This window comes from Arthrobacter globiformis, assembly GCF_030815865.1.
In the GTDB taxonomy this organism is placed as follows: Bacteria; Actinomycetota; Actinomycetes; order Actinomycetales; family Micrococcaceae; genus Arthrobacter; species Arthrobacter globiformis_B.
In genome coordinates this window covers 4,240,515-4,259,250 of record NZ_JAUSXI010000001.1, presented here as the reverse complement: position 1 = coordinate 4,259,250, position 18,736 = coordinate 4,240,515, and the positions used below count along the sequence as shown (strand labels likewise).

At 67.0% G+C, this 18,736-nt stretch carries 17 protein-coding genes; 12 read left to right on the top strand and 5 right to left on the bottom strand.

The window, feature by feature from the left end:
- Positions 1-622 precede the first annotated feature (622 nt).
- On the top strand, positions 623-1,150 hold the full coding sequence (locus tag QFZ33_RS19815; protein ID WP_307030228.1) for an endonuclease domain-containing protein: 528 nt from the start codon (positions 623-625) through the stop codon (positions 1,148-1,150).
- A gap of 104 nt (positions 1,151-1,254) precedes the next feature.
- Here QFZ33_RS19815 and QFZ33_RS19810 read toward each other — a convergent pair whose 3' ends face one another.
- Positions 1,255-1,677 carry a hypothetical protein gene (locus tag QFZ33_RS19810; RefSeq protein ID WP_102971347.1) on the bottom strand — a complete coding sequence of 141 codons (423 nt, stop codon included), beginning with the start codon at positions 1,675-1,677 and terminating at the stop codon, positions 1,255-1,257.
- 14 nt (positions 1,678-1,691) lie between these two features.
- Positions 1,692-2,363, bottom strand: coding sequence for a trimeric intracellular cation channel family protein (locus tag QFZ33_RS19805; protein WP_307030226.1), 672 nt, complete (start codon positions 2,361-2,363; stop codon positions 1,692-1,694).
- 60 nt (positions 2,364-2,423) lie between these two features.
- Here QFZ33_RS19805 and QFZ33_RS19800 point away from each other — a divergent pair, with 60 nt between their 5' ends.
- The 11 genes from QFZ33_RS19800 to QFZ33_RS19750 all read left to right on the top strand — a co-directional run bounded on the left by QFZ33_RS19800 (position 2,424) and on the right by QFZ33_RS19750 (position 15,799).
- Positions 2,424-3,209, top strand: a complete 786-nt coding sequence (locus QFZ33_RS19800; protein WP_307030225.1) for a sirohydrochlorin chelatase — start codon at positions 2,424-2,426, stop codon at positions 3,207-3,209.
- Positions 3,210-3,354: 145 nt separating this feature from the next.
- Positions 3,355-5,094, top strand: coding sequence for a nitrite/sulfite reductase (locus QFZ33_RS19795; RefSeq protein ID WP_307030222.1), 1,740 nt, complete (start codon positions 3,355-3,357; stop codon positions 5,092-5,094).
- Between the two features lie 89 nt (positions 5,095-5,183).
- Entirely contained in the window at positions 5,184-5,918 is a 735-nt protein-coding gene (locus QFZ33_RS19790) for a phosphoadenylyl-sulfate reductase (RefSeq protein ID WP_307031909.1), read from the top strand.
- Entirely contained in the window at positions 5,915-6,862 is a 948-nt protein-coding gene (cysD, locus tag QFZ33_RS19785) for a sulfate adenylyltransferase subunit CysD (protein ID WP_307030220.1), read from the top strand. Before QFZ33_RS19790 ends, cysD begins: the two co-directional genes overlap by 4 nt.
- Positions 6,862-8,283, top strand: coding sequence for a sulfate adenylyltransferase subunit 1 (locus QFZ33_RS19780; protein ID WP_307030219.1), 1,422 nt, complete (start codon positions 6,862-6,864; stop codon positions 8,281-8,283). The genes cysD and QFZ33_RS19780 overlap by 1 nt, the downstream gene beginning before the upstream one ends.
- Before the next feature lie 137 nt (positions 8,284-8,420).
- A complete protein-coding gene (locus QFZ33_RS19775; protein ID WP_307030217.1) occupies positions 8,421-9,587 on the top strand; it encodes an RtcB family protein in 1,167 nt (388 codons plus the stop codon).
- A 126-nt stretch (positions 9,588-9,713) separates the two neighbouring features.
- Positions 9,714-10,868 carry an ABC transporter substrate-binding protein gene (locus QFZ33_RS19770; RefSeq protein WP_307030215.1) on the top strand — a complete coding sequence of 385 codons (1,155 nt, stop codon included), beginning with the start codon at positions 9,714-9,716 and terminating at the stop codon, positions 10,866-10,868.
- Between the two features lie 56 nt (positions 10,869-10,924).
- Positions 10,925-11,650 (top strand): ABC transporter ATP-binding protein, encoded by a 726-nt coding sequence (locus QFZ33_RS19765; RefSeq protein ID WP_111905086.1) that lies wholly within the window; start codon positions 10,925-10,927, stop codon positions 11,648-11,650.
- Positions 11,640-12,671, top strand: a complete 1,032-nt coding sequence (locus QFZ33_RS19760; RefSeq protein WP_307030212.1) for an ABC transporter permease — start codon at positions 11,640-11,642, stop codon at positions 12,669-12,671. Before QFZ33_RS19765 ends, QFZ33_RS19760 begins: the two co-directional genes overlap by 11 nt.
- A 294-nt stretch (positions 12,672-12,965) precedes the next feature.
- On the top strand, positions 12,966-14,231 hold the full coding sequence (cobA, locus tag QFZ33_RS19755; RefSeq protein ID WP_307030210.1) for a uroporphyrinogen-III C-methyltransferase: 1,266 nt from the start codon (positions 12,966-12,968) through the stop codon (positions 14,229-14,231).
- 101 nt (positions 14,232-14,332) lie between these two features.
- Entirely contained in the window at positions 14,333-15,799 is a 1,467-nt protein-coding gene (locus QFZ33_RS19750; protein ID WP_307030209.1) for an FAD-dependent oxidoreductase, read from the top strand.
- A 99-nt stretch (positions 15,800-15,898) separates the two neighbouring features.
- Here the strand turns inward: QFZ33_RS19750 and QFZ33_RS19745 are convergent, their stop codons facing one another.
- The 3 genes from QFZ33_RS19745 to QFZ33_RS19735 form a co-directional block, all read right to left on the bottom strand.
- A complete protein-coding gene (locus QFZ33_RS19745) occupies positions 15,899-17,365 on the bottom strand; it encodes an SRPBCC family protein (RefSeq protein ID WP_307030207.1) in 1,467 nt (488 codons plus the stop codon).
- 34 nt (positions 17,366-17,399) lie between these two features.
- Entirely contained in the window at positions 17,400-18,125 is a 726-nt protein-coding gene (locus tag QFZ33_RS19740) for a DUF1206 domain-containing protein (RefSeq protein WP_307031908.1), read from the bottom strand.
- A 154-nt stretch (positions 18,126-18,279) separates the two neighbouring features.
- Positions 18,280-18,570 carry a hypothetical protein gene (locus QFZ33_RS19735; protein WP_307030205.1) on the bottom strand — a complete coding sequence of 97 codons (291 nt, stop codon included), beginning with the start codon at positions 18,568-18,570 and terminating at the stop codon, positions 18,280-18,282.
- Positions 18,571-18,736 lie beyond the last annotated feature (166 nt).

Here is an 18,736-nt window from a genome sequence, read left to right as displayed (position 1 = left end):
TCAAACGCTGCGCGGAACCGGGACCGTCTCTCCGTTCGCATCAGATCCACCGGAGGCATTCAGTGGATCCGTGAACACTCTATGACAGATTTGTCACATCCGCAAAATCGATTGTTAATCGGCGTGTCACACACTTTCAACGCCGCCGTCCTGACCCTGTTTGGTCACCCGCATTGAAAGACACGCCGTTGGCATGGCGCGTCCTGAGGAGCCGGCCGTGAAACGGGGTCCTGACGGACCGGGTCTCTTTTGTGCACATAGGCAAACCGGCGGCTCCCCAACACCTCTGGGCGCGTGGACCGTGGAGTGATGGACCTTGAGACATATCTGGTTCGCCGCGGGGGAGCGGCTAAAAGGGGAGACCTATTTCGCGCCGGGTTCCGCCGTCCCGCCGTTGAGGCTGCGGTGCATTCCGGCCGACTGTACCGGCCGCTGCGGGGGGTTTTACGCACTGCACGCGGCGGACGACGGCGTCCTGGCCGCCTTCAGGGCGAACGGCCGGCTCACCTGCGTGTCGGCGGCCCGCTTCTACAGTCTGTGGGCCCTTTATCCTCCACGGGAAGTGCACCTGAGTTGCGGCAATGGGGTGCCAAAGGTCGGGGTGATTGACCACGCTCCATGTATGCAGGCATCCGAACCGGGCTATCCGGTGGCGGGCTTGGCCGACGTGCTCCTGCACGCACTTAAGTGCCTGCCGGAGCTTGAAGCGCTCGCGCTGGTACAGTCAGCCACCGGTCGGGGCCAGATATCCGCCCAATTTCTGAGGGACAAACTCATCGGGAACAGGAATGGCCGTGCCCGCGCGGTGCTGGGTCTGCTGATACCGCGGGCAGATTCCGTGCTGGAGGTCCTGGCCCATACCCACTTTGTCCGGGCCGGACTCACTGTCCGCATGCATGTTCCCCTGCCGGGGGTGGGCGAGGTTGACTGCCTGGTTGAGGAATGCGTCGTGGTGGAGCTGGACGGGTCCACGCACTTTGAACCCCGGCAGGTCAAGAAAGACCAGCGGAGAAACAACGCCGGCATGCGCGGAGGGTTTCTCACGCTGCGCTATTACTATGACGACGTCGTCTATCACCCCGAGGCCATGGTGGACGAGGTCCTGGCGGTGCTCCGTCTGCGAACACTTGGCAGATTCGCCCCTGAGTGACGCCGTCGTGACCTACTTTGCGGCCGCGGGTACTGCGACACGCCGAGGAAAGCGGCGAGCCGCAGCACGTCCGCGGGCAAACAGGGTCAGGACGGCAGCAAAAACTAGTCCTCGTCGTTGAAGGCCCAGTCGAACATGTCGAAGACGAACTCCGAGAAGGTGCCTTCCTCGCTCTTCCACTGGCCGCGGGCGTTGTTCCGGCGGTAGACGATGGGGTCGGGGACGCTCAGGTCGCCGGTGCGGAAGCCCCAAGTGAAGTTTTCTTCCTCGTCCTCAAGGAACATGAGGAAGCCTTCATCGTCCACCTCGAGTTCCTCGGGGTCCCAGAAGTAGTGGTAGGCCTCCATGAGGTCCTCGCACCCGCCGAGTGCCAGGTAGAACTCGCGCAGCACCAGGGGGATGGTGAATTTGTGATCGGAGAGTTCCGCGTCCAGTTCCTCGGCGGACAGCCCGTCCTCTTCCTGCCATTCGTCTTCGAGATACTTTGGAACAAGCGCACGGAACTTCTCGAGGAACATGTCAGTCATGGCTCTTATCCTAGCTAATCCCGGCCCCTCGAATTCCCGGGTTCGAGCCCCAGCCGGTGCCATCCGCGGACGGCCAGCGGAATGCGCCATGACCGGCGCCAGGCCACCACCCGGAACGCGAAGACCAGGGCCGCCACGGCGCACGCCGAGAGGGCGTTGAAGGCACCCAGCAGCCACAGGACTGTGGTCAGTGCGGCGCCCGTGAAGGCAGGCAGCGCGTAAAGGTCCCGGGCATCGAACAGCTGGGGCACCTCGTTGGCGGTGATGTCGCGCAGCAGTCCGCCGCCCACCGCCGTCGTGACCCCGAGCAGCACGGCGGCGACGGGGTTCATCCCGAGGGACAGCGCCTTGAGTGTACCGGTGATGCAGAACAGGGCCAGGCCAGCGGCATCGAACAGGATGAGCAGTGACGTGAAGCGCTGCACGCTGGAGAACAGGAAGTAGACCAGCCCAGTGGCCAGGAGGGGCGGCACCAGATAGGCCGGGTTGCTGAACGCGGCGGGTGGGCCTGAATTGAGGATGATGTCGCGGATCACGCCGCCGCCCAGCGAGACCAGGGAGGCCAGCAGCAGGGACCCTAGGAGGTCGAACTGTTTGCGCGCGGCGAGCAGCGATCCGGACACCGCAAAAAAGAAGATGCCGGTCAGGTCCAGCCATGCCAGGGCGGTGTCAAAAGAAAAGGTCATGGAGCGTCCCGGCAAAATTCAAGGGGCGGACAGTGCAGCTCCAACGTTACGCTAGCCCCTATGAATAGCCCGATCCTGATCGCCTGTGCCCACGGGACCTCCAACGCGCAGGGAGCCGCCGAGGTCAATGCCCTCCGTGACGCCATCGCCGCGCTGCGTCCGGGGCTCGACGTCCGCGAAGCGTATGTGGACGTCCAGCAGCCCGATCTGGTGGACGTGGTGGCCGGGCTCCCAGAGGACCCCGCAGCAGCGTCCGTAGTAACGGCCGACGGCACCGCCGGTGCCTCCGCCGTCGTCGTGCCCTTGCTGCTCAGTGTGGGCTACCACGTGAAGGTGGACATCGCGAAGGCCGTCAAGAGCCGGCCGGGCACGGCGGCCGCGGCGCCGCTGGGACCCGACCCCCGCCTCGCCGCCCTGCTGGACCAGCGGCTGCGGGAAGCCGGCGTCACGGACAACGACTCGATCGTCCTCGCCGCCGCGGGCTCGTCCAACCCGAACGCGGCGGTCAGCGTCGAGGAACTGGCCGACCAGCTGCGGGCTCTGCGCTCCAACCGGGTTGTCCCCGCCTACGGTGCCTCGGCAAAGCCTTCCGTGCCCGAAGCAGTCGCCATGCTCCGCGAGGAAGCCGCGGGCGGCGCCGGGGCGGGGGAGTCTGCCGGGGGCGTAAGCGTTGGCGGGCGCGTTGTGGTGGCCTCGTACCTCCTGGCGCCGGGCTTCTTCCACGACCAGCTGGCCAAGGCCGGGGCGGACCTGGTGACCGAGCCGCTGCTGCCCTCGCCGGTGCTCGCGGAGATCGCGCTGGAACGCTACGACGCCGCGCTGGCGGCCCATGCCGTCAGGTCCTGAAAAGCGCCGGGAAGCACAGTCGTCCGAAGCACAGCCAGCGGTGCCGTTCAAGGCCTCCCGGCGAGTCATGACGAAATGTTTCCTTAGGTGACTTAGCATTTCCGGGCCTTTGTGACGTGTTTCCGGGCGGCTTTACAGTCGATGCATGACTGATACAGCTCTAGCCGGAGCGGCCACGGACAAGCCCGCGCGCCCGGCCCGTGCCTCCCGCCCCGCCGCCAAGCCTCACGGCCAGTGGAAGGTGGACGGAACCACCCCGCTGAACGCCAACGAAACCTGGAAGCAGGAAGACGACGGCCTCAACGTCCGCGAGCGTATCGAGTCCATCTATGCCAAGGAAGGGTTCGACGCCATTCCCGGCCAGGACCTGCACGGCCGCTTCCGCTGGTGGGGGCTGTACACGCAGCGCAAGCCCGGGATCGACGGCGGCAAGACAGCAACGCTGGAGCCGCACGAGCTTGAGGACAAGTACTTCATGCTCCGCGTCCGGATCGACGGCGGTGCGCTGACCACCGAGCAGCTGCGCGTCATCGGCCAGATTTCCGTGGACTTCGCACGCGATTCCGCGGACCTTACGGACCGCCAGAACATCCAGCTGCACTGGATCCGCGTGGAGGACATCCCGGAGATCTGGCGCCGCCTCGAGACCAACGGCCTGTCCACCACCGAAGCCTGCGGCGACGTTCCGCGCGTCATCCTCGGCTCGCCCGTGGCCGGCATCGCCAAGGACGAGATCATCGACCCCACCCCGCTCATCGAAGAGCTGGGCGAACGGTTCATCGGCAACCCGCTGCTGTCCAACCTGCCGCGCAAGTACAAGACCGCCATCACGGGCCACCCCAGCCAGGACGTGGTGCACGAGATCAACGACTTCGCCCTCGTTGGCGTCAAGCACCCCGAACTCGGCATCGGCTACGACCTCTGGGCGGGCGGCGCCCTCTCCACCAACCCGATGCTCGGGAAGCGCCTCGGCGCCTTCGTGAAGCCGGACCAGGCAGCGGATGTGTGGCTCGGCGTCACCAGCATCTTCCGTGACTACGGCTACCGCCGCATGCGCACCAAGGCGCGCCTGAAGTTCCTCATGGCCGACTGGGGTCCGGAGAAGTTCCGCCAGATCCTCGAGGACGAATACCTCGGCTACAAGCTGGCTGACGGACCCGCCGCGCCCAAGCCGTCCACCCCGGGCGACCACGTGGGCGTGCACGAGCAGAAGGACGGCAAGTTCTTCATCGGCGCCACCCCCATTGCCGGCCGCCTCTCCGGCGCGCAGCTGGTGAAGCTCGCGGACACCCTCGAGGCCCGTGGCTCCTACCGCCTGCGCACCACCCCGCACCAGAAGCTGGTGGTGCTGGACGTGCCCAAGGACGAGGTGGAGCCGCTCGTGGCCGAACTCGACGCCTTGGGCCTGTCCGCCCGCCCGTCCGTGTTCCGCCGCGGCACCATCGCCTGCACCGGCATCGAATACTGCAAGCTGGCCATCGTCGAAACCAAGGTAACCGCGGCCACGGCCGTCGCAGAGCTGGAACGCCGCCTCGCCGACCTCGCGGACAGCGGCCAGCTCCCGCAGGCCCTGTCGCTGCACATCAACGGCTGCCCCAACTCCTGCGCCCGCATCCAGACCGCGGACATCGGACTCAAGGGCATGATGCTGCCCACGCCCGACGGCGACCCCACCCCGGGTTTCCAGGTCCACCTGGGCGGCGGGCTGGCTTCCGTTGAACGCGACGAGGCTGGCCTGGGACGCACCGTCCGCGGCCTGAAGGTCTATGTGGCCGACCTGCCGGATTACGTCGAGCGGGTTGTCCGCAAGTTCGTCGCCGACCGTGCCGAGGGCCAGACCTTCGCCGAGTGGGCCCACGCAGCTGACGAGGAGGCACTCCAGTGAGCAAGCACGCATTGGGAATCGACCCGGTGGTTGAGCCTGGGCCCACGGCCGCAGGGTTCCCCGGCCGAGCTAGCGAGGTTGGGGAGCGGATGGGGAGCGAAACCCCCGTCTCGACAAGCCCCGCCAAGCGCTCCGCCGAGGAGCTGAAGGCCCTCGCCGAGGCCGGCGCAGCCGAGCTCGGCTGGGACGCCCCGGCACGCGACGTCATCGCCTGGGTCGAGCGCAACTTCGACATGCCCGCCGTCGCCGTCGCCTGCTCCATGGCCGACGCCGTCCTGCCGGCTCTGGTCGCTGACCAGCTTCCCGGCGTCGACGTCCTGTTCCTGGAGACCGGCTACCACTTCCCGGAAACCTATGCCACGCGCGACGAGGTGGCCGCAAACCTCCGCGTCAACGTGGTGGACGTGCTCCCGGAGAACACCGTTGAACAGCAGGACCGGCTCCTGGGCAAGGACCTCTTCGCACGCGACGCTGCCCAGTGCTGCGCCCTCCGCAAGGTGGCCCCGCTCCGCCGCACGCTCGCCGGCTACGAACTGTGGTTCACCGGCGTCCGCCGCGACGAGGCACCCACCCGCACCAACACCCCGCTCATCACATGGGACGAAGCCAACGGCCTGGTCAAGGTCAACCCCATGGCCGCCTGGACGTTCGACCAGCTGGTGCAGTACTCGGACGACAACCTCCTTCCCGTCAACCCGCTGCTTTCACAGGGCTACCCGTCCATTGGCTGCCAGCCCTGCACCCGCAAGGTGGCGCCCGGCGATGACCCCCGCGCCGGCCGCTGGGCAGGATCCGACAAGACAGAATGCGGACTACACGTATGAGCACTTTCCTAACTGAGGAGCCCACCCTGGTGACCGACGCAGCTGCATCAACGCGCCTCTCCAGCCTGGACACCCTCGAATCCGAAGCGATCCACATCATCCGCGAGGTCGTGGCCGAGTTCGAGAAGCCTGCGCTGCTGTTCTCCGGCGGCAAGGATTCCGTGGTCATGCTGCACCTGGCCACCAAGGCGTTCTGGCCTGGCAAGGTTCCCTTCCCCGTGCTGCACGTCGACACCGGCCACAACTTCCCCGAGGTCATCGACTTCCGCGACCGCACTGTTGAGCGGCTGGGACTGAAGCTCGTCGTCGGCTCCGTGCAGGAGTTCATTGACCGGGGTGAGCTGGCCGAGCGTGCCGACGGCACCCGCAACCCGCTGCAGACCGTCCCGTTGCTGGACGCCATCCAGTCCAACAAGTTCGACGCCGTGTTCGGTGGCGGCCGCCGCGACGAGGACAAGGCCCGCGCCAAGGAGCGCATCCTGAGCCTCCGTGACGAGTTCGGCCAGTGGGACCCGCGCAACCAGCGCCCCGAGCTGTGGAACCTCTACAACGGCCGGCACACCGTGGGCCAGCACGTCCGTGCATTCCCCATCAGCAACTGGACCGAGCTGGACGTGTGGCGGTACATCGAGCGCGAAAACATCGAACTTCCGGGCCTGTACTACGCCCACGACCGCGAGGTCTTTGCCCGCGACGGCATGTGGCGCGCCGTGGGCGAGGTCTCCCAGCCGCTGCCGCATGAGGAAGTCATCACCAAGACGGTCCGCTACCGGACCGTCGGTGACATGTCCTGCACCGGCGCCGTCCAATCGGCCGCCGCCACCGTGCGCGACGTCGTGATCGAAGTTGCCGCCTCCACCATCACCGAACGTGGCGCCACCCGTGCGGATGACCGCATCTCCGAGGCTGCCATGGAAGACCGCAAGAAGGACGGCTACTTCTAATGACTACCGACATTGACACCGCCCGCGCCGCGGCGCTCCTGGACGAGGCCCCGCTCGCGTCGGCCTCGCTGTTCCGCTTCGCCACCGCAGGATCGGTCGACGACGGGAAGTCCACTTTGGTGGGCCGCCTCCTGCACGACTCCAAGGCCATCCTTGCCGACCAACTCGACGCCGTTGCCCGCACCTCCGCGGACCGCGGATTCGGCGGTGCCGCTGGCGGCATCGACCTGGCGCTGCTGACCGACGGCCTGCGTGCCGAGCGCGAGCAGGGCATCACCATCGACGTCGCCTACCGCTACTTCGCCACGGACCGCCGCAGCTTCATCCTCGCGGATTGCCCCGGGCACGTGCAGTACACCAAGAACACGGTGACCGGCGCGTCCACCGCGGATGCCGTCGTCGTGCTCATTGACGCCCGCAAGGGTGTCCTGGAGCAGACCCGCCGGCACCTGTCCGTGCTGCAGCTGCTGCGCGTGGCCCACGTGATCGTGGCCGTGAACAAGATCGACCTCGTGGACTTCAGCGAGACCGTGTTCCGCGAGATCGAGGCCGACGTTCAAAAGGTTGGCCGTGAACTTGGCCTGGGTTCGGACGGCATCACCGACCTGCTGGTGGTTCCCGTTTCCGCGCTCGACGGCGACAACGTGGTGGAGCGTTCGGAGCGCACCCCCTGGTACACGGGCCCCGCCCTGCTCGAGGTGCTCGAGACGCTGCCCGCCGCCGACGAGCTCGAAAGCCACTTGGAGAGCTTCCGCTTCCCCGTGCAGCTGGTGATCCGGCCGCAGGGTGCGCTGGCACCGGACGCGGTTGCCGGCGGGCTGGACGTCGAGGAGTACCGCGATTACCGCGCCTACGCCGGACAGATCACCGAAGGCTCCGTGAAGGTGGGGGACAAGGTCAGCGTGCTGACGCCCGGGCAGGACCCGCGCACCACCACCGTCATCGGCATCGACTTCGCCGGTGCCTCGTTGGACGAAGCCTCCGCCCCGCAGTCGGTGGCGATCCGCCTGGCCGACGAGTTCGACGTCGCCCGCGGTGACACCATCGCCGCCGCCGGCACCGTCCGCGAAAGCTCGGCCGACCTGTACGCCCAGCTGTGCTGGCTGTCCCCGAAGCCGCTCCGCGAGGGCGCCAAGGTGCTGGTCAAGCACGGCACCCGCACCGTGCAGGCCCTGGTCCGCAGCGTCAACGGCAAGCTGGACCTGGCCACTTTCAACCTCGAGGGTGCCTCCAGCCTGGAGCTCAACGACATCGGCCACGCGCAGCTCCGGCTCGCCGCCCCGCTGCCTCTCGAGAACTACCTGCACCACCGCCGCACGGGCGCGTTCCTGGTGATCGACCCGCTCGACGGCAACACCCTCGCCGCCGGCCTGGTCAAGGACCACCCGGGCGACCACGAGGACGAGCGCTACAGCATCTGATTCCGCCGAGTACGCCGGAAACGCACGAGGTCGCCGTATCGATACGGCGGCCTCGCTGCGTTCCCGCGACTTCGGCGTGCCGGCTGCCCTTGCCACCCGCCTCCCGCCCCACCATGATCGTCAGTGGGAGGCGAAGCATGGAATCCATCACCAGCCGGCTCATCAACTGGGCATCGATCCTGGACGACAAGACCCGCGAGCAGGCCCTGACGACCTCCCGCCTGCCCTTCATCTACCCGCACCTGGCGCTGATGCCGGACGCGCACCTGGGCAAGGGCGCAACGGTGGGATCCGTCATCCCGACGCTGGGCGCCATCATTCCGGCCGCCGTGGGGGTGGACATCGGGTGCGGCATGATCGCGGTGCGGACCCAGTACACCCTCAAAGACCTGCCGCGGGACCGGAAGCCGCTGCGGGAGAACATCGAGCGCGCCGTTCCGCTGTCCGCGGGCCACAACAACCGCAAAGTGACGGCCACTGCGGAGCCGCGCATCGCCGAACTGCACAGGCGTGCCGAAAAGGCGGGATTCAACCCGGCGCAGTACGTGGCGAAATGGGACCTGCAGCTTGGCTCACTCGGCTCCGGCAACCACTTCATTGAGGTGTGTACCGACGAGACCGACGCCGTCTGGCTGTTCCTGCACTCCGGCTCACGAGGCATCGGCAACAAAATAGCCCAGCATCACATCAGGGTGGCGCAGGGCGTGGCCCGCGACAAGCGCATCACCCTGGAGGACCCGGACCTCGCGTACCTGGAGGAGGGTACACCGGAGTTCACGCGGTACATCAAGGAGCTGCGCTGGGCCCAGCACTTCGCCCTGCTGAACCGCGAGGAAATGATGGACCGCGTGATCCGGCAGTTCAGTGAATGGGTAGGCGGAACGGTCAGGGAGACGGAGCGGATCAACTGCCACCACAACTTCACCCAGCAGGAAACGCATTACGGAAAATCGGTCTGGGTGTCGCGCAAGGGCGCCATCAAGGCCGAAGCCGGCGATCCCGGCCTGATTCCGGGATCCATGGGAACGGCTTCCTACGTTGTGGAGGGACTCGGAAACACTGCCTCCCTGAACTCATCACCGCACGGTGCAGGCCGGGAGTATTCGCGTAATGCGGCGCGCAAAGCTTTCTCGCTGGCCCAGCTCAAGGAGGCCATGCACGGCATTGAGTTCCGGGCCACCGAGGCGTTCATCGACGAGATCCCGGCCGCCTACAAGCCCATCGACCAGGTCATGCAGGACGCCGCGGACCTCGTGAAGGTACGGCACCGGCTGCGCCAACTGGTCAATGTCAAGGGGGATTAGCGCGGGAATTCCAGGGGCCCGCAGGCAGGCGGATTTTTGTGGCCGAATATGACGTTGCATGAACGTGCGTGACCCCGGGTTTCCGCTCCGTTGAACCGTGTTTACGCCAGTCCCTATGGTGAATCCATGAGTACTTCCAGGCCGGGCATGACCCGCATTGTGGCAGGCGAAAGCCAGACGCCCAAGCGCCGCCGCGCCCTGGAAGTCGCGCTGGCCGTCGGACTGGTCCTGCTGATCAGTGTCGGAGCGGTTGTCGCGTCGGCTGTGGCCCGGGATTCCAATGCCTCGGCGGCTCCAGACGCGGCGGGTACCCCGGCTGCCGAGCTGAAGCTGGGCTACTTCGGAAACATCACTCACGCCCCGGCGCTCGTAGGCGTGAAGCAAGGTCTCATTGCCAAGAATCTGGGCGACACCAAGCTCAGCACCCAGGTGTTTAACGCCGGCCCGGCCGCTATTGAGGCGCTCAACGCGGGCGCGATCGATGCCACGTACATCGGCCCGAATCCGGCCATCAATTCGTTCGTGAAAAGCAAGGGCGAGTCCGTCAGCGTCATCGCCGGGGCGGCCTCCGGCGGCGCGCAGCTGGTGGTGAAGCCGGAAATCAAGACCGCGGCGGACCTCAAGGGCAAGACCCTGGCCTCCCCGCAGCTCGGCGGCACCCAGGACGTGGCGCTGCGCGCCTGGCTGGGCAAGCAGGGCTACAAGACCACTCCCGACGGCGACGGGGATGTCGCGATCAACCCGACCGAGAACGCCCAGACGCTGAAGCTGTTCCAGGACGGCAAGCTCGACGGCGCGTGGGTGCCTGAGCCCTGGGCCTCCCGTCTGGTGCTGCAAGCCGGGGCGAAGGTCCTGGTGGACGAGAAGGACCTGTGGGACGGGTCGCTGACCGGCAAGCCGGGCGAGTTCCCCACCACCATCCTGATCGTGAACAGGAAGTTCGCCGCGGAGCACCCGCAGACCGTGAAAGCCTTACTCAGGGGCCATGTTGAAGCCGTGAAGTGGCTCCATGACACCCCGTCCGCCGAGAAGTCCGCCGTCGTCAACGCCGCCCTCAAACAGGACGCCGGCAAGGCACTGGCGCAGAACGTCATTGACCGCTCGCTGAAGAACATCGTGTTTACGGTGGACCCGCTGGCGGGAACGTACAAGAAGCTGCTGCAGGACGGCGTCGATGCCGGCACCACCAAGCAGGCCGACCTCAACGGCCTCTTCGATCTCCGGGCGCTGAATTCAGTGGCCACGGAAAAAACCACAGCTGCAGGGCTGGGCCAGGATTAGCCCGGCCCCGCATCTGCGCCGCTGTATTTAACGCATCACGAACAAAGGACGGGACCATGCCAGTCGTACTGGAGAACCTGGGCAAGCGCTTCGGCGAAGGTGCCCCGGTGCTGGACGACGTCAACGCCACCATCGGCAGGGGCGAGTTCGTCGCTCTCCTCGGTGCATCCGGCTGTGGCAAGTCCACCTTGCTGAACATCATGGCGGGACTGGAGCTCCCGACGTCGGGCGCCCTTGAGGTGCCCAGCGACGGTGCCGCCTTCATGTTCCAGGACTCTGCCCTGTTCCCCTGGCTCACCGCCCGCGAAAACGTGGAGCTGGCGCTGAAGCTGCGCGGTGTCGGAAAGGCCGAGCGGCGCGTGAAAGCTGCCGAACTGCTGGACCTGGTCCATCTTGCCGAGGCAGCCGACCGGCGTCCGCATGAGCTGTCCGGCGGCATGCGTCAGCGTGTGGCCCTGGCCCGCTCACTCGCACAGGACCGCCAGCTGCTGCTCATGGATGAGCCGTTCGCGGCGCTCGACGCCATCACCCGCGACCTGCTGCATGACGAACTTGAGCGCATCTGGAAGGAAACCGGACGCACCATCGTCTTCGTGACCCACAACGTCCGCGAGGCGGTCCGGCTGGGCCAGCGCGTCCTGCTGCTGTCCTCCCGGCCCGGCCGCGTTGTGCAGGAATGGGAAGTCACCGAAGAACACCGTACCGACGCCGGTCTTGCCGGACAGCTGACCGGGGTCATCACCGCCCGGCTGCGAGAGGAGATCCGCCGCCATGCCAAGTAACTCATCTCCCGTGGCTGAGTCGCCCGAGACGACCGCGCCGAATGCCGCCACCGTCCCCGTCGAGTCCGAAACCCCGCTGGTCGAGCCTGCCGAGACCACGGTTTCGGCAAGCTCACCCGGCGCAGCTGAGAAGGTGCACGCCGCGCTGACCCGGTCCTCAACCGGCTCGGCGGACCTGCGCGAGCTGGAATCCGGGCTGGACTCGCTTCAATCGGATGCGGTCCGCAAGGTTCGCGTCGACTGGAGCCGGATCCTGCTGCCGATCGCCGCCGTCGTGGTGCTGATCATCATCTGGCAGTTCTACGTCTCGCTGGGCCTCAAGCGCCGCGACCAGGTGCCGGGCCCCATGGATGTGCTGGAGCAGTTCGGCACGCTGTGGGCTGAGGGGTCGCTCCAGGAGGCCGTCTGGACGTCGCTGCAGCGCGGGCTTCTGGGGTTCCTGATCAGCGTTGTGATCGCCACACCGGTTGGGCTGCTCCTGGCCCAGGTGGCGCCGCTGCGCAGGGCGTTCGGGCCGCTGATTTCCGGCCTGCAGGTTCTGCCGTCGGTGGCCTGGGTGCCGGCCGCCATCATCTGGTTCGGCCTCACCGACGCCACGGTGTACTTCGTGGTGTTCATGGGCGCCATCCCGTCCATCATCAACGGCCTGATCTCCGGTGTTGACCAAATCCCGCCGCAGTACCGCAGCGTGGGCACCGTCCTGGGCGCGTCGAGGCTGCAGATGGCCGTGCAGATCATCCTCCCCGCGGCACTTCCGGGCTACCTCAGCGGCCTCAAGCAGGGCTGGGCATTCTCCTGGCGTTCACTCATGGCCGCGGAAATCATCGCGGTGGGCGGCACGATCGGCTTCGGCCTCGGCTCCATGCTGAACCAGGGCCGCGACCTCGCCGACATGACCATCGTGATGTCCGCGATCCTCCTGATCCTGGCCGTGGGCATCCTGATCGAGCTGCTGGTGTTCGCGCCGATCGAGAAGCGCCTGCTCCAGCGCCGTGGCCTCCTGGCAGGCAGCACCCGCTAAGCATCTCCGCACTGAACCCGAAAGCCCGACGGCGACTCCCGCCGTCGGGCTTTCTGCTGCCTGTTTTCGCTCAGATGCCTTCTCCGCGACCAAACTGGGCAGATTGACACTGGACGCGCCGGGAGTTGGGCACCCACAGGCTCAAATGCTCGCCAAAGTGCCCCGCGACGGCAGCCCTGAAACCGGGAGCAGTCGGATACAAGACCCGGTGGCAATGTGACGCAGCGTTACCTTGCGTGAACTGGTGTTTCCGTGCCGTTGGCCGGGCCCGTAACACAGCCCTACCGTTGATTCATGGCAATTCAGGACATTTACCCCACGGCGCTGCGCCTCCTCGGCCGCCCCGTGCTGGTGGTGGGCGGCGGACGCGTTGCTGCGCGCCGCGCGAAGGGCCTGCTCGACGCCGGTGCCCGCGTCACCGTGGTTGCCCCCGACGCTACCGCCGCGCTCCGCGAACTCGCCGACGCCGGCCTTCTCACCTGGGAGCCCCGCGCCTACCGGTCCGAGGACGTGGACGGCGTCTGGTTCGTTCAGACCGCCACCGGCGATCCCGCCGTGGACACCGGGGTAGCTTCCGACGCCGAGGCGCAGCGCGTCTGGTGCGTCAACGCCTCCGACCACGAATCCTCAGCCGCCTGGACACCCGCCGTCGCCGAAGTGGACGACGTCAAGATCGCCGTCAATGCCGGGGGAGACCCGCGCCGTGCCATGGCCCTGCGCGATGCCGTCGCCACGGCCCTGGAATCCGGCGACCTGCCGCTGCGCCGCCGCCGCGCGCACCGGGGATCGGTGGCCCTCGTGGGCGGCGGCCCCGGCGACACCGGCCTCATCACCGTCCGCGGCCGCCGGCTGCTCGGCCAGGCCGACGTCGTAGTTGCCGACCGCCTCGGCCCTCGTGAGCTGCTCAACGAACTTGCCCCGGACGTCCGCGTCATTGAGGTGGGCAAGACCCCCGGCCACCACCCCGTGCCGCAGGCCGAGATCAACCGGATCCTCGTCGACGAAGCCCTTCAAGGCCACCGCGTGGTGCGCCTCAAGGGCGGCGACCCCTACGTCCTGGGCCGCGGCGGCGAGGAAGCAGAATTTTGCCGCCGGCACGGCGTCGAGGTCGAAGTGGTATCCGGTGTGACCTCCGCGATCTCCGTCCCCGCGGCCGCCGGCATCCCGGTCACGCACCGCGGCCTGGCGAAGGGCTTCAGCGTTGTCACAGGCCACGAGGAACTGTCCGAGGTTCCGGCCCGCGCCGACCACACAGTGGTGCTCCTCATGGGCGTGGGCCAGCTGCGCGAATCCGCGTCCGCCCTCGGCAAAGCCGGTCTGCCCGGTGACACACCAGTTGGTATTGTGGAAAACGGCTACCTGCCGGACCAGCGCGTCACCATCGGCACCCTCGGCACCATCGCCGACCAGGCCGAGGCCGCCGGGGTCGCCAATCCTGCAGTGATCGTCATCGGTGACGTTGTCCGCGTCAGCCCCTTCGCGCCGTCGCACTTCAAAACCGCTGACTACAGCACCACCAGCCCCAACAAGCCCCGCACCAACCGCGTTCTCACCCCCTAGCCCCCGAATCCCAACTGACTAGCAGTTGTTGCCGTTATGAGCCCTCAAAACGACAACAAGTGCGAGTCAGTTGGGTGGGACCGAAGAAAAGGAACACAGCCGTGTCAACCAGCACCCCCGTAGGAACCGCCGCCCGCCCGTTGCGCGTGGCCGTCATCGGATCCGGCCCGGCCGGCGTCTACGCAGCGGACATCCTCACCAAGAGCGAGGCCGTCAAGAGCGGCGAGCTGACCGTGAGCATCGACCTTTTTGACCGCTACCCGGCACCCTACGGCCTGATCCGCTACGGAGTGGCCCCGGACCACCCGCGCATCAAGGGCATCGTCAACGCGCTGCACAAGGTCCTGGACCGCGGCGACATCCGCTTCTTCGGCAACGTGGACTACGGCACTGACCTCTCGATCGAGGACCTGAAGGCGCACTACGACGCCGTCATCTTCGCCACCGGCGCCATCAAGGACGCCGACCTGAACATCCCGGGGATCGAACTCGAGGGCTCCTTCGGCGGCGCCGACTTCGTGTCCTGGTACGATGGCCACCCGGACGTTTCCCGCGAATGGCCGCTGGATGCCAAGGAAATCGCCGTGATCGGCAACGGCAACGTTGCCCTCGACGTGGCCCGCGTCCTCTCCAAGCACGCAGACGACCTGCTGGTCTCCGAAATCCCGGACAACGTCTACGCCGGTCTGAAGGCTTCTCCGGTCACGGACGTCCACGTCTTTGGCCGCCGGGGCCCGGCCCAGGTCAAGTTCACCCCGCTGGAGCTGCGCGAGCTGTCCCACTCCAAGGACGTGGACATCATCCTGTACCCGGAGGACTTCGAGTTCGACGAGGAATCGGACCGCCAGATCCAGACCAACAACCAGATCAAGACCATGGTTGGAACGCTCACCAACTGGATCGCCGAGCAGCCCGAGGACGTCTCCGAGCTCAAGGCCTCCCGCCGCCTGCACCTGCACTTCCTGCACAGCCCGGTGGAAATTTACGACGACGCCGAGAACCCCGGGCGCGTCAGCGGCATGAAGTTTGAACGCACGGAACTGGACGGCACTGGCAACGCCCGTGGCACCGGCGAATTCATCGATTACCCGGTCCAGGCTGTCTACCGCGCCATCGGCTACTTCGGTTCCGCCCTGCCGGAGATCGAGTTCGACCACAAGAAGGGCATTGTCCCGAACGCCGGCGGCCGCGTCCTGGACGCCTCCGGCGAGCACGTCCCGGGCATCTACGCCACCGGCTGGATCAAGCGCGGACCGGTCGGCCTGATCGGCCACACCAAGGGCGATGCCCTCGAGACCGTGACCTTCCTGCTGGAAGACCGCGAAAACCTGCCGGTTGCCGAGGCACCTGCTGCCAGCGCCGTCGTCGACCTGCTCGAAAGCCGCGGCGTGGAATACACCACCTGGGAAGGCTGGCTCGCACTGGACGCCCACGAACTCGCCCTGGGCGCCGAGGCCACCGCAGCCGGCGGCTCGCACGGCGTTGAGGTTGTGCGTGAGCGCATCAAGGTTGTGCCGCGCGAGGACATGGTCTCCATCTCCCGCGACGGGATTGCCGCCAGCGTCTAGCTTTTGGCAGCTCTCCCTAACAACGCGAGGTCGCTTAGCGCCCATTCCATAAGGAATATTGGGCGCTAAGTGACCTCGCGTTGCTTTAAGCCCCCGCGCTCAAGCTCCCGTTTTGGGTCCTGGGGCTCCCGCGCCGCCGGCGGCCATGAGCTCGAGGCGCTGCAGCGTTTCCCGGTTGCGCACCGTGATCATTGGGTCGCGCAGCGCCTTGGGAACCGCCAGGCCGGGGCCGCGGACCGCGTCCTCAGCTATCGTGACGCGGCACTGTGTGTCCAGGTCCTCGAGGGTGATGATCACCTTGGCCTCACCGAGCGGCCACCCGCGTGCGATCAGTTCCAGCTGCCGCCCCGGGCTGGCCGCCGTCACCTTGGTTGAATCATTGATGAGCAGCGGCCAAGCGCCCACGGAGTGGTGGAGCAGGGCACCGACTTCCGGCCAGCGCGCGTCCACCGAGCGGATTCTCGAGGCGCCCACCACCCAGCCGGAATAGAGCCAGCCATCCGCGATTACTTTCCAGACTGCCGATGCCGGCGAATTGAAGACCTGCGTGACGGTTGACATGGTGTTCCTTTCGTCGGCCGAACCCTGGCGCCTGGTGGCGGAGTTCCGGTCTGCAGCTGTGAACCCGGCGGGATCCGGGGCGCCAATAATGTGGGGAGAGGGGCGCCGGGCGGCCCGGTACGACCGCTCCCGGAGCTGGCGGGCCCAGAGATAGGTCCCGGCACCGGGCAGGGGATGCTCCAGCGGATCGAACCGGATGGCCGTGTCCGCACTGTCCGTGTCCGCGCTGTCCCTTTCCGCACTGTCCGTTTCCGCACTGTCGGTGTGCCCGGCGTCGTGAGCAGCGGCCCTCAGGTGCAGCACACCGGCCTGCACCCACCTGCCAGCCGGGGTGGCGTAGTGCAGCGCCAAGGTCCAGTCTCCGGTGGCCAGCGACTCCTTGAAGTTGCCTCGGGTGTCCGCCCTGCCGGTCGCACGCCCGGGTAATGACAGGGTGCGCAGCCCCAAGAGGACGGGGCCGTTGGCGCCCTTATAGGGCATCAGCGTGGTGAACCTGGCGGTGCCAACGTCCAGCTTCGGCAGCAGCATGCACCGGCCCGGCACGCCCCAGCCGGTCGAAGCAAACAGGACATCCCCGACGTCGGCACTGTCGCCGACGTCGGGGATGTCACCGGCGCCGGCAGCACCGGATGGGCCGCTGGCGCCGGCAGCACCGGATGGGCCCGAAGTCCGCAGCGCCAGGCCGAGGATGTCCGGCAGCGACTCGGGAAGGCCGACCGAGCGGGAAAACCGCCCGCGTACTTGGCAGGTCCCGGCGTCGTCGAGCCAGGCGATTCCGCTGGCCGCCGGAAGACCTGCCGCTGCTCGGCCCGCGGCGCCCGTGAGGTTCAGTTCCCCCACCAGGCTGATGCCCCGCGGATGGATGGGGCGGACGGGGCGCACTGCCTTGATCGCACGGAATGCCGCCGCGAATCCGCGCCCGGCGAGGTCGGCCGCCCGGTTGGCCGCCCGGCTGGACGTCCGTTGTGGCGCCCCGCCCGGATCGCCACTGAATCGTCTTTTCATATGTCGCCTTCCCATGACTGGACCCTTCCGATGGCTACATCCTGCCGAACTTTGACCGCACCAGGGCGAAGATTCCGTAGCAAATGAAGCCTGCGCCGATGGCCAACAGCAGGTAGGGCCCGTACGCATGGTCGCGCAGTGCCTTCAGGCTGCCGTCGAGGCCGGTGGATTCTTCGGGGGTGTGCTTCGCAGCCGCGATGGCGAAGAGCAGCCCGGCAAGGAACAGAGCGATGCCTTTGGCGACGTGTCCGGTCACGCCCAGGGAGTCGATGAGTTTGCCCCGGCGGGTACCGTCAAAGTGGAAGAGCTCCTCCTTGAAGCCACGCCGGAGGCCCTTCACCACAAAGTAGATGCCCACGCCGATGACGGTCAGGCCGAGGGCGCTGAGGATCACGCCGCCGAAGGGGTTGCTGAGCAGGGCCGCGCTCACGTCCCGTGTTGATTCGCCGGAGTCGCCGCGCAGCCCCACCGCAAAGCCGCCGAAACTGAGCCCGACGCTTCCATAGGCGATCGCGAGGAAACCGGAGGAGATCAGCTTCCCGATCCGTTCCTTGCGCGGCAGGCGGCGGGCCCGGAGTGTGGCCTCGCTCAGCTGCCAGAGGGAAAGCCCCGCGCACCCGATCAGGCAGGCCCACATGACTACCGGGCCCCAGGGGTTGGCGGCCAGCTGCTCAATGGCGCCGGTGGGCTCGGCTTCCCCTGGATGGCCGAGGGCCAGGGCAATCGCTATCGCGCCGAGAATGATGTGCAGCAGGGCCATCACAGCGAAACCCGAACGCGCGACGACGTCGAGCGCCTTGTGGTTCGATGCAGCCTCCGCGGCGTCGGCCGCCTCGCTGATGGTCGAGTCGTTGTCCGTAGTGCCCTCCGGTAGCCGTTCCCGCTTAGCCGTCCTGCGTTTTGCCGTACGGCGTTCAGCCGTTCATCGGCCCTTCCGCGTGAAGGCGCTCGGCGCCCTCACCCACGAGTTTCACCGTGCAGCGCACTACGAGGTCGTCGGGCGCCGTGTCGATGTCGACGAGGGCGTCGCCGGCGCTGAGGACGGTGAATACTTCCGAGCCCGCCTCGACATCGAAGCCCTTGCTTTTCGCGGCCTGCGTCGCGTTCGCCAGCGCCTCGCCCTTCAGCCCGTCCACGTACACCTGGTCGTCCTCGCGTTCGGAGTCGCCGAATGCCCAGCCAAACAGTGTTCCTGTTGATCCCATGGCCTTGATTTTACGCACAGAACTATTGATATTACGGGCTACCGTAACGTTAGTAAGTGTGCTTACCATATGGGGACCATGTCGTTGGTACGGCTGGCGGGCACCTGGACCCAGGGCCCCCGGCAGCCACTGTTCCGGATTGAACCTCTCGTATTAGGAAGGACAT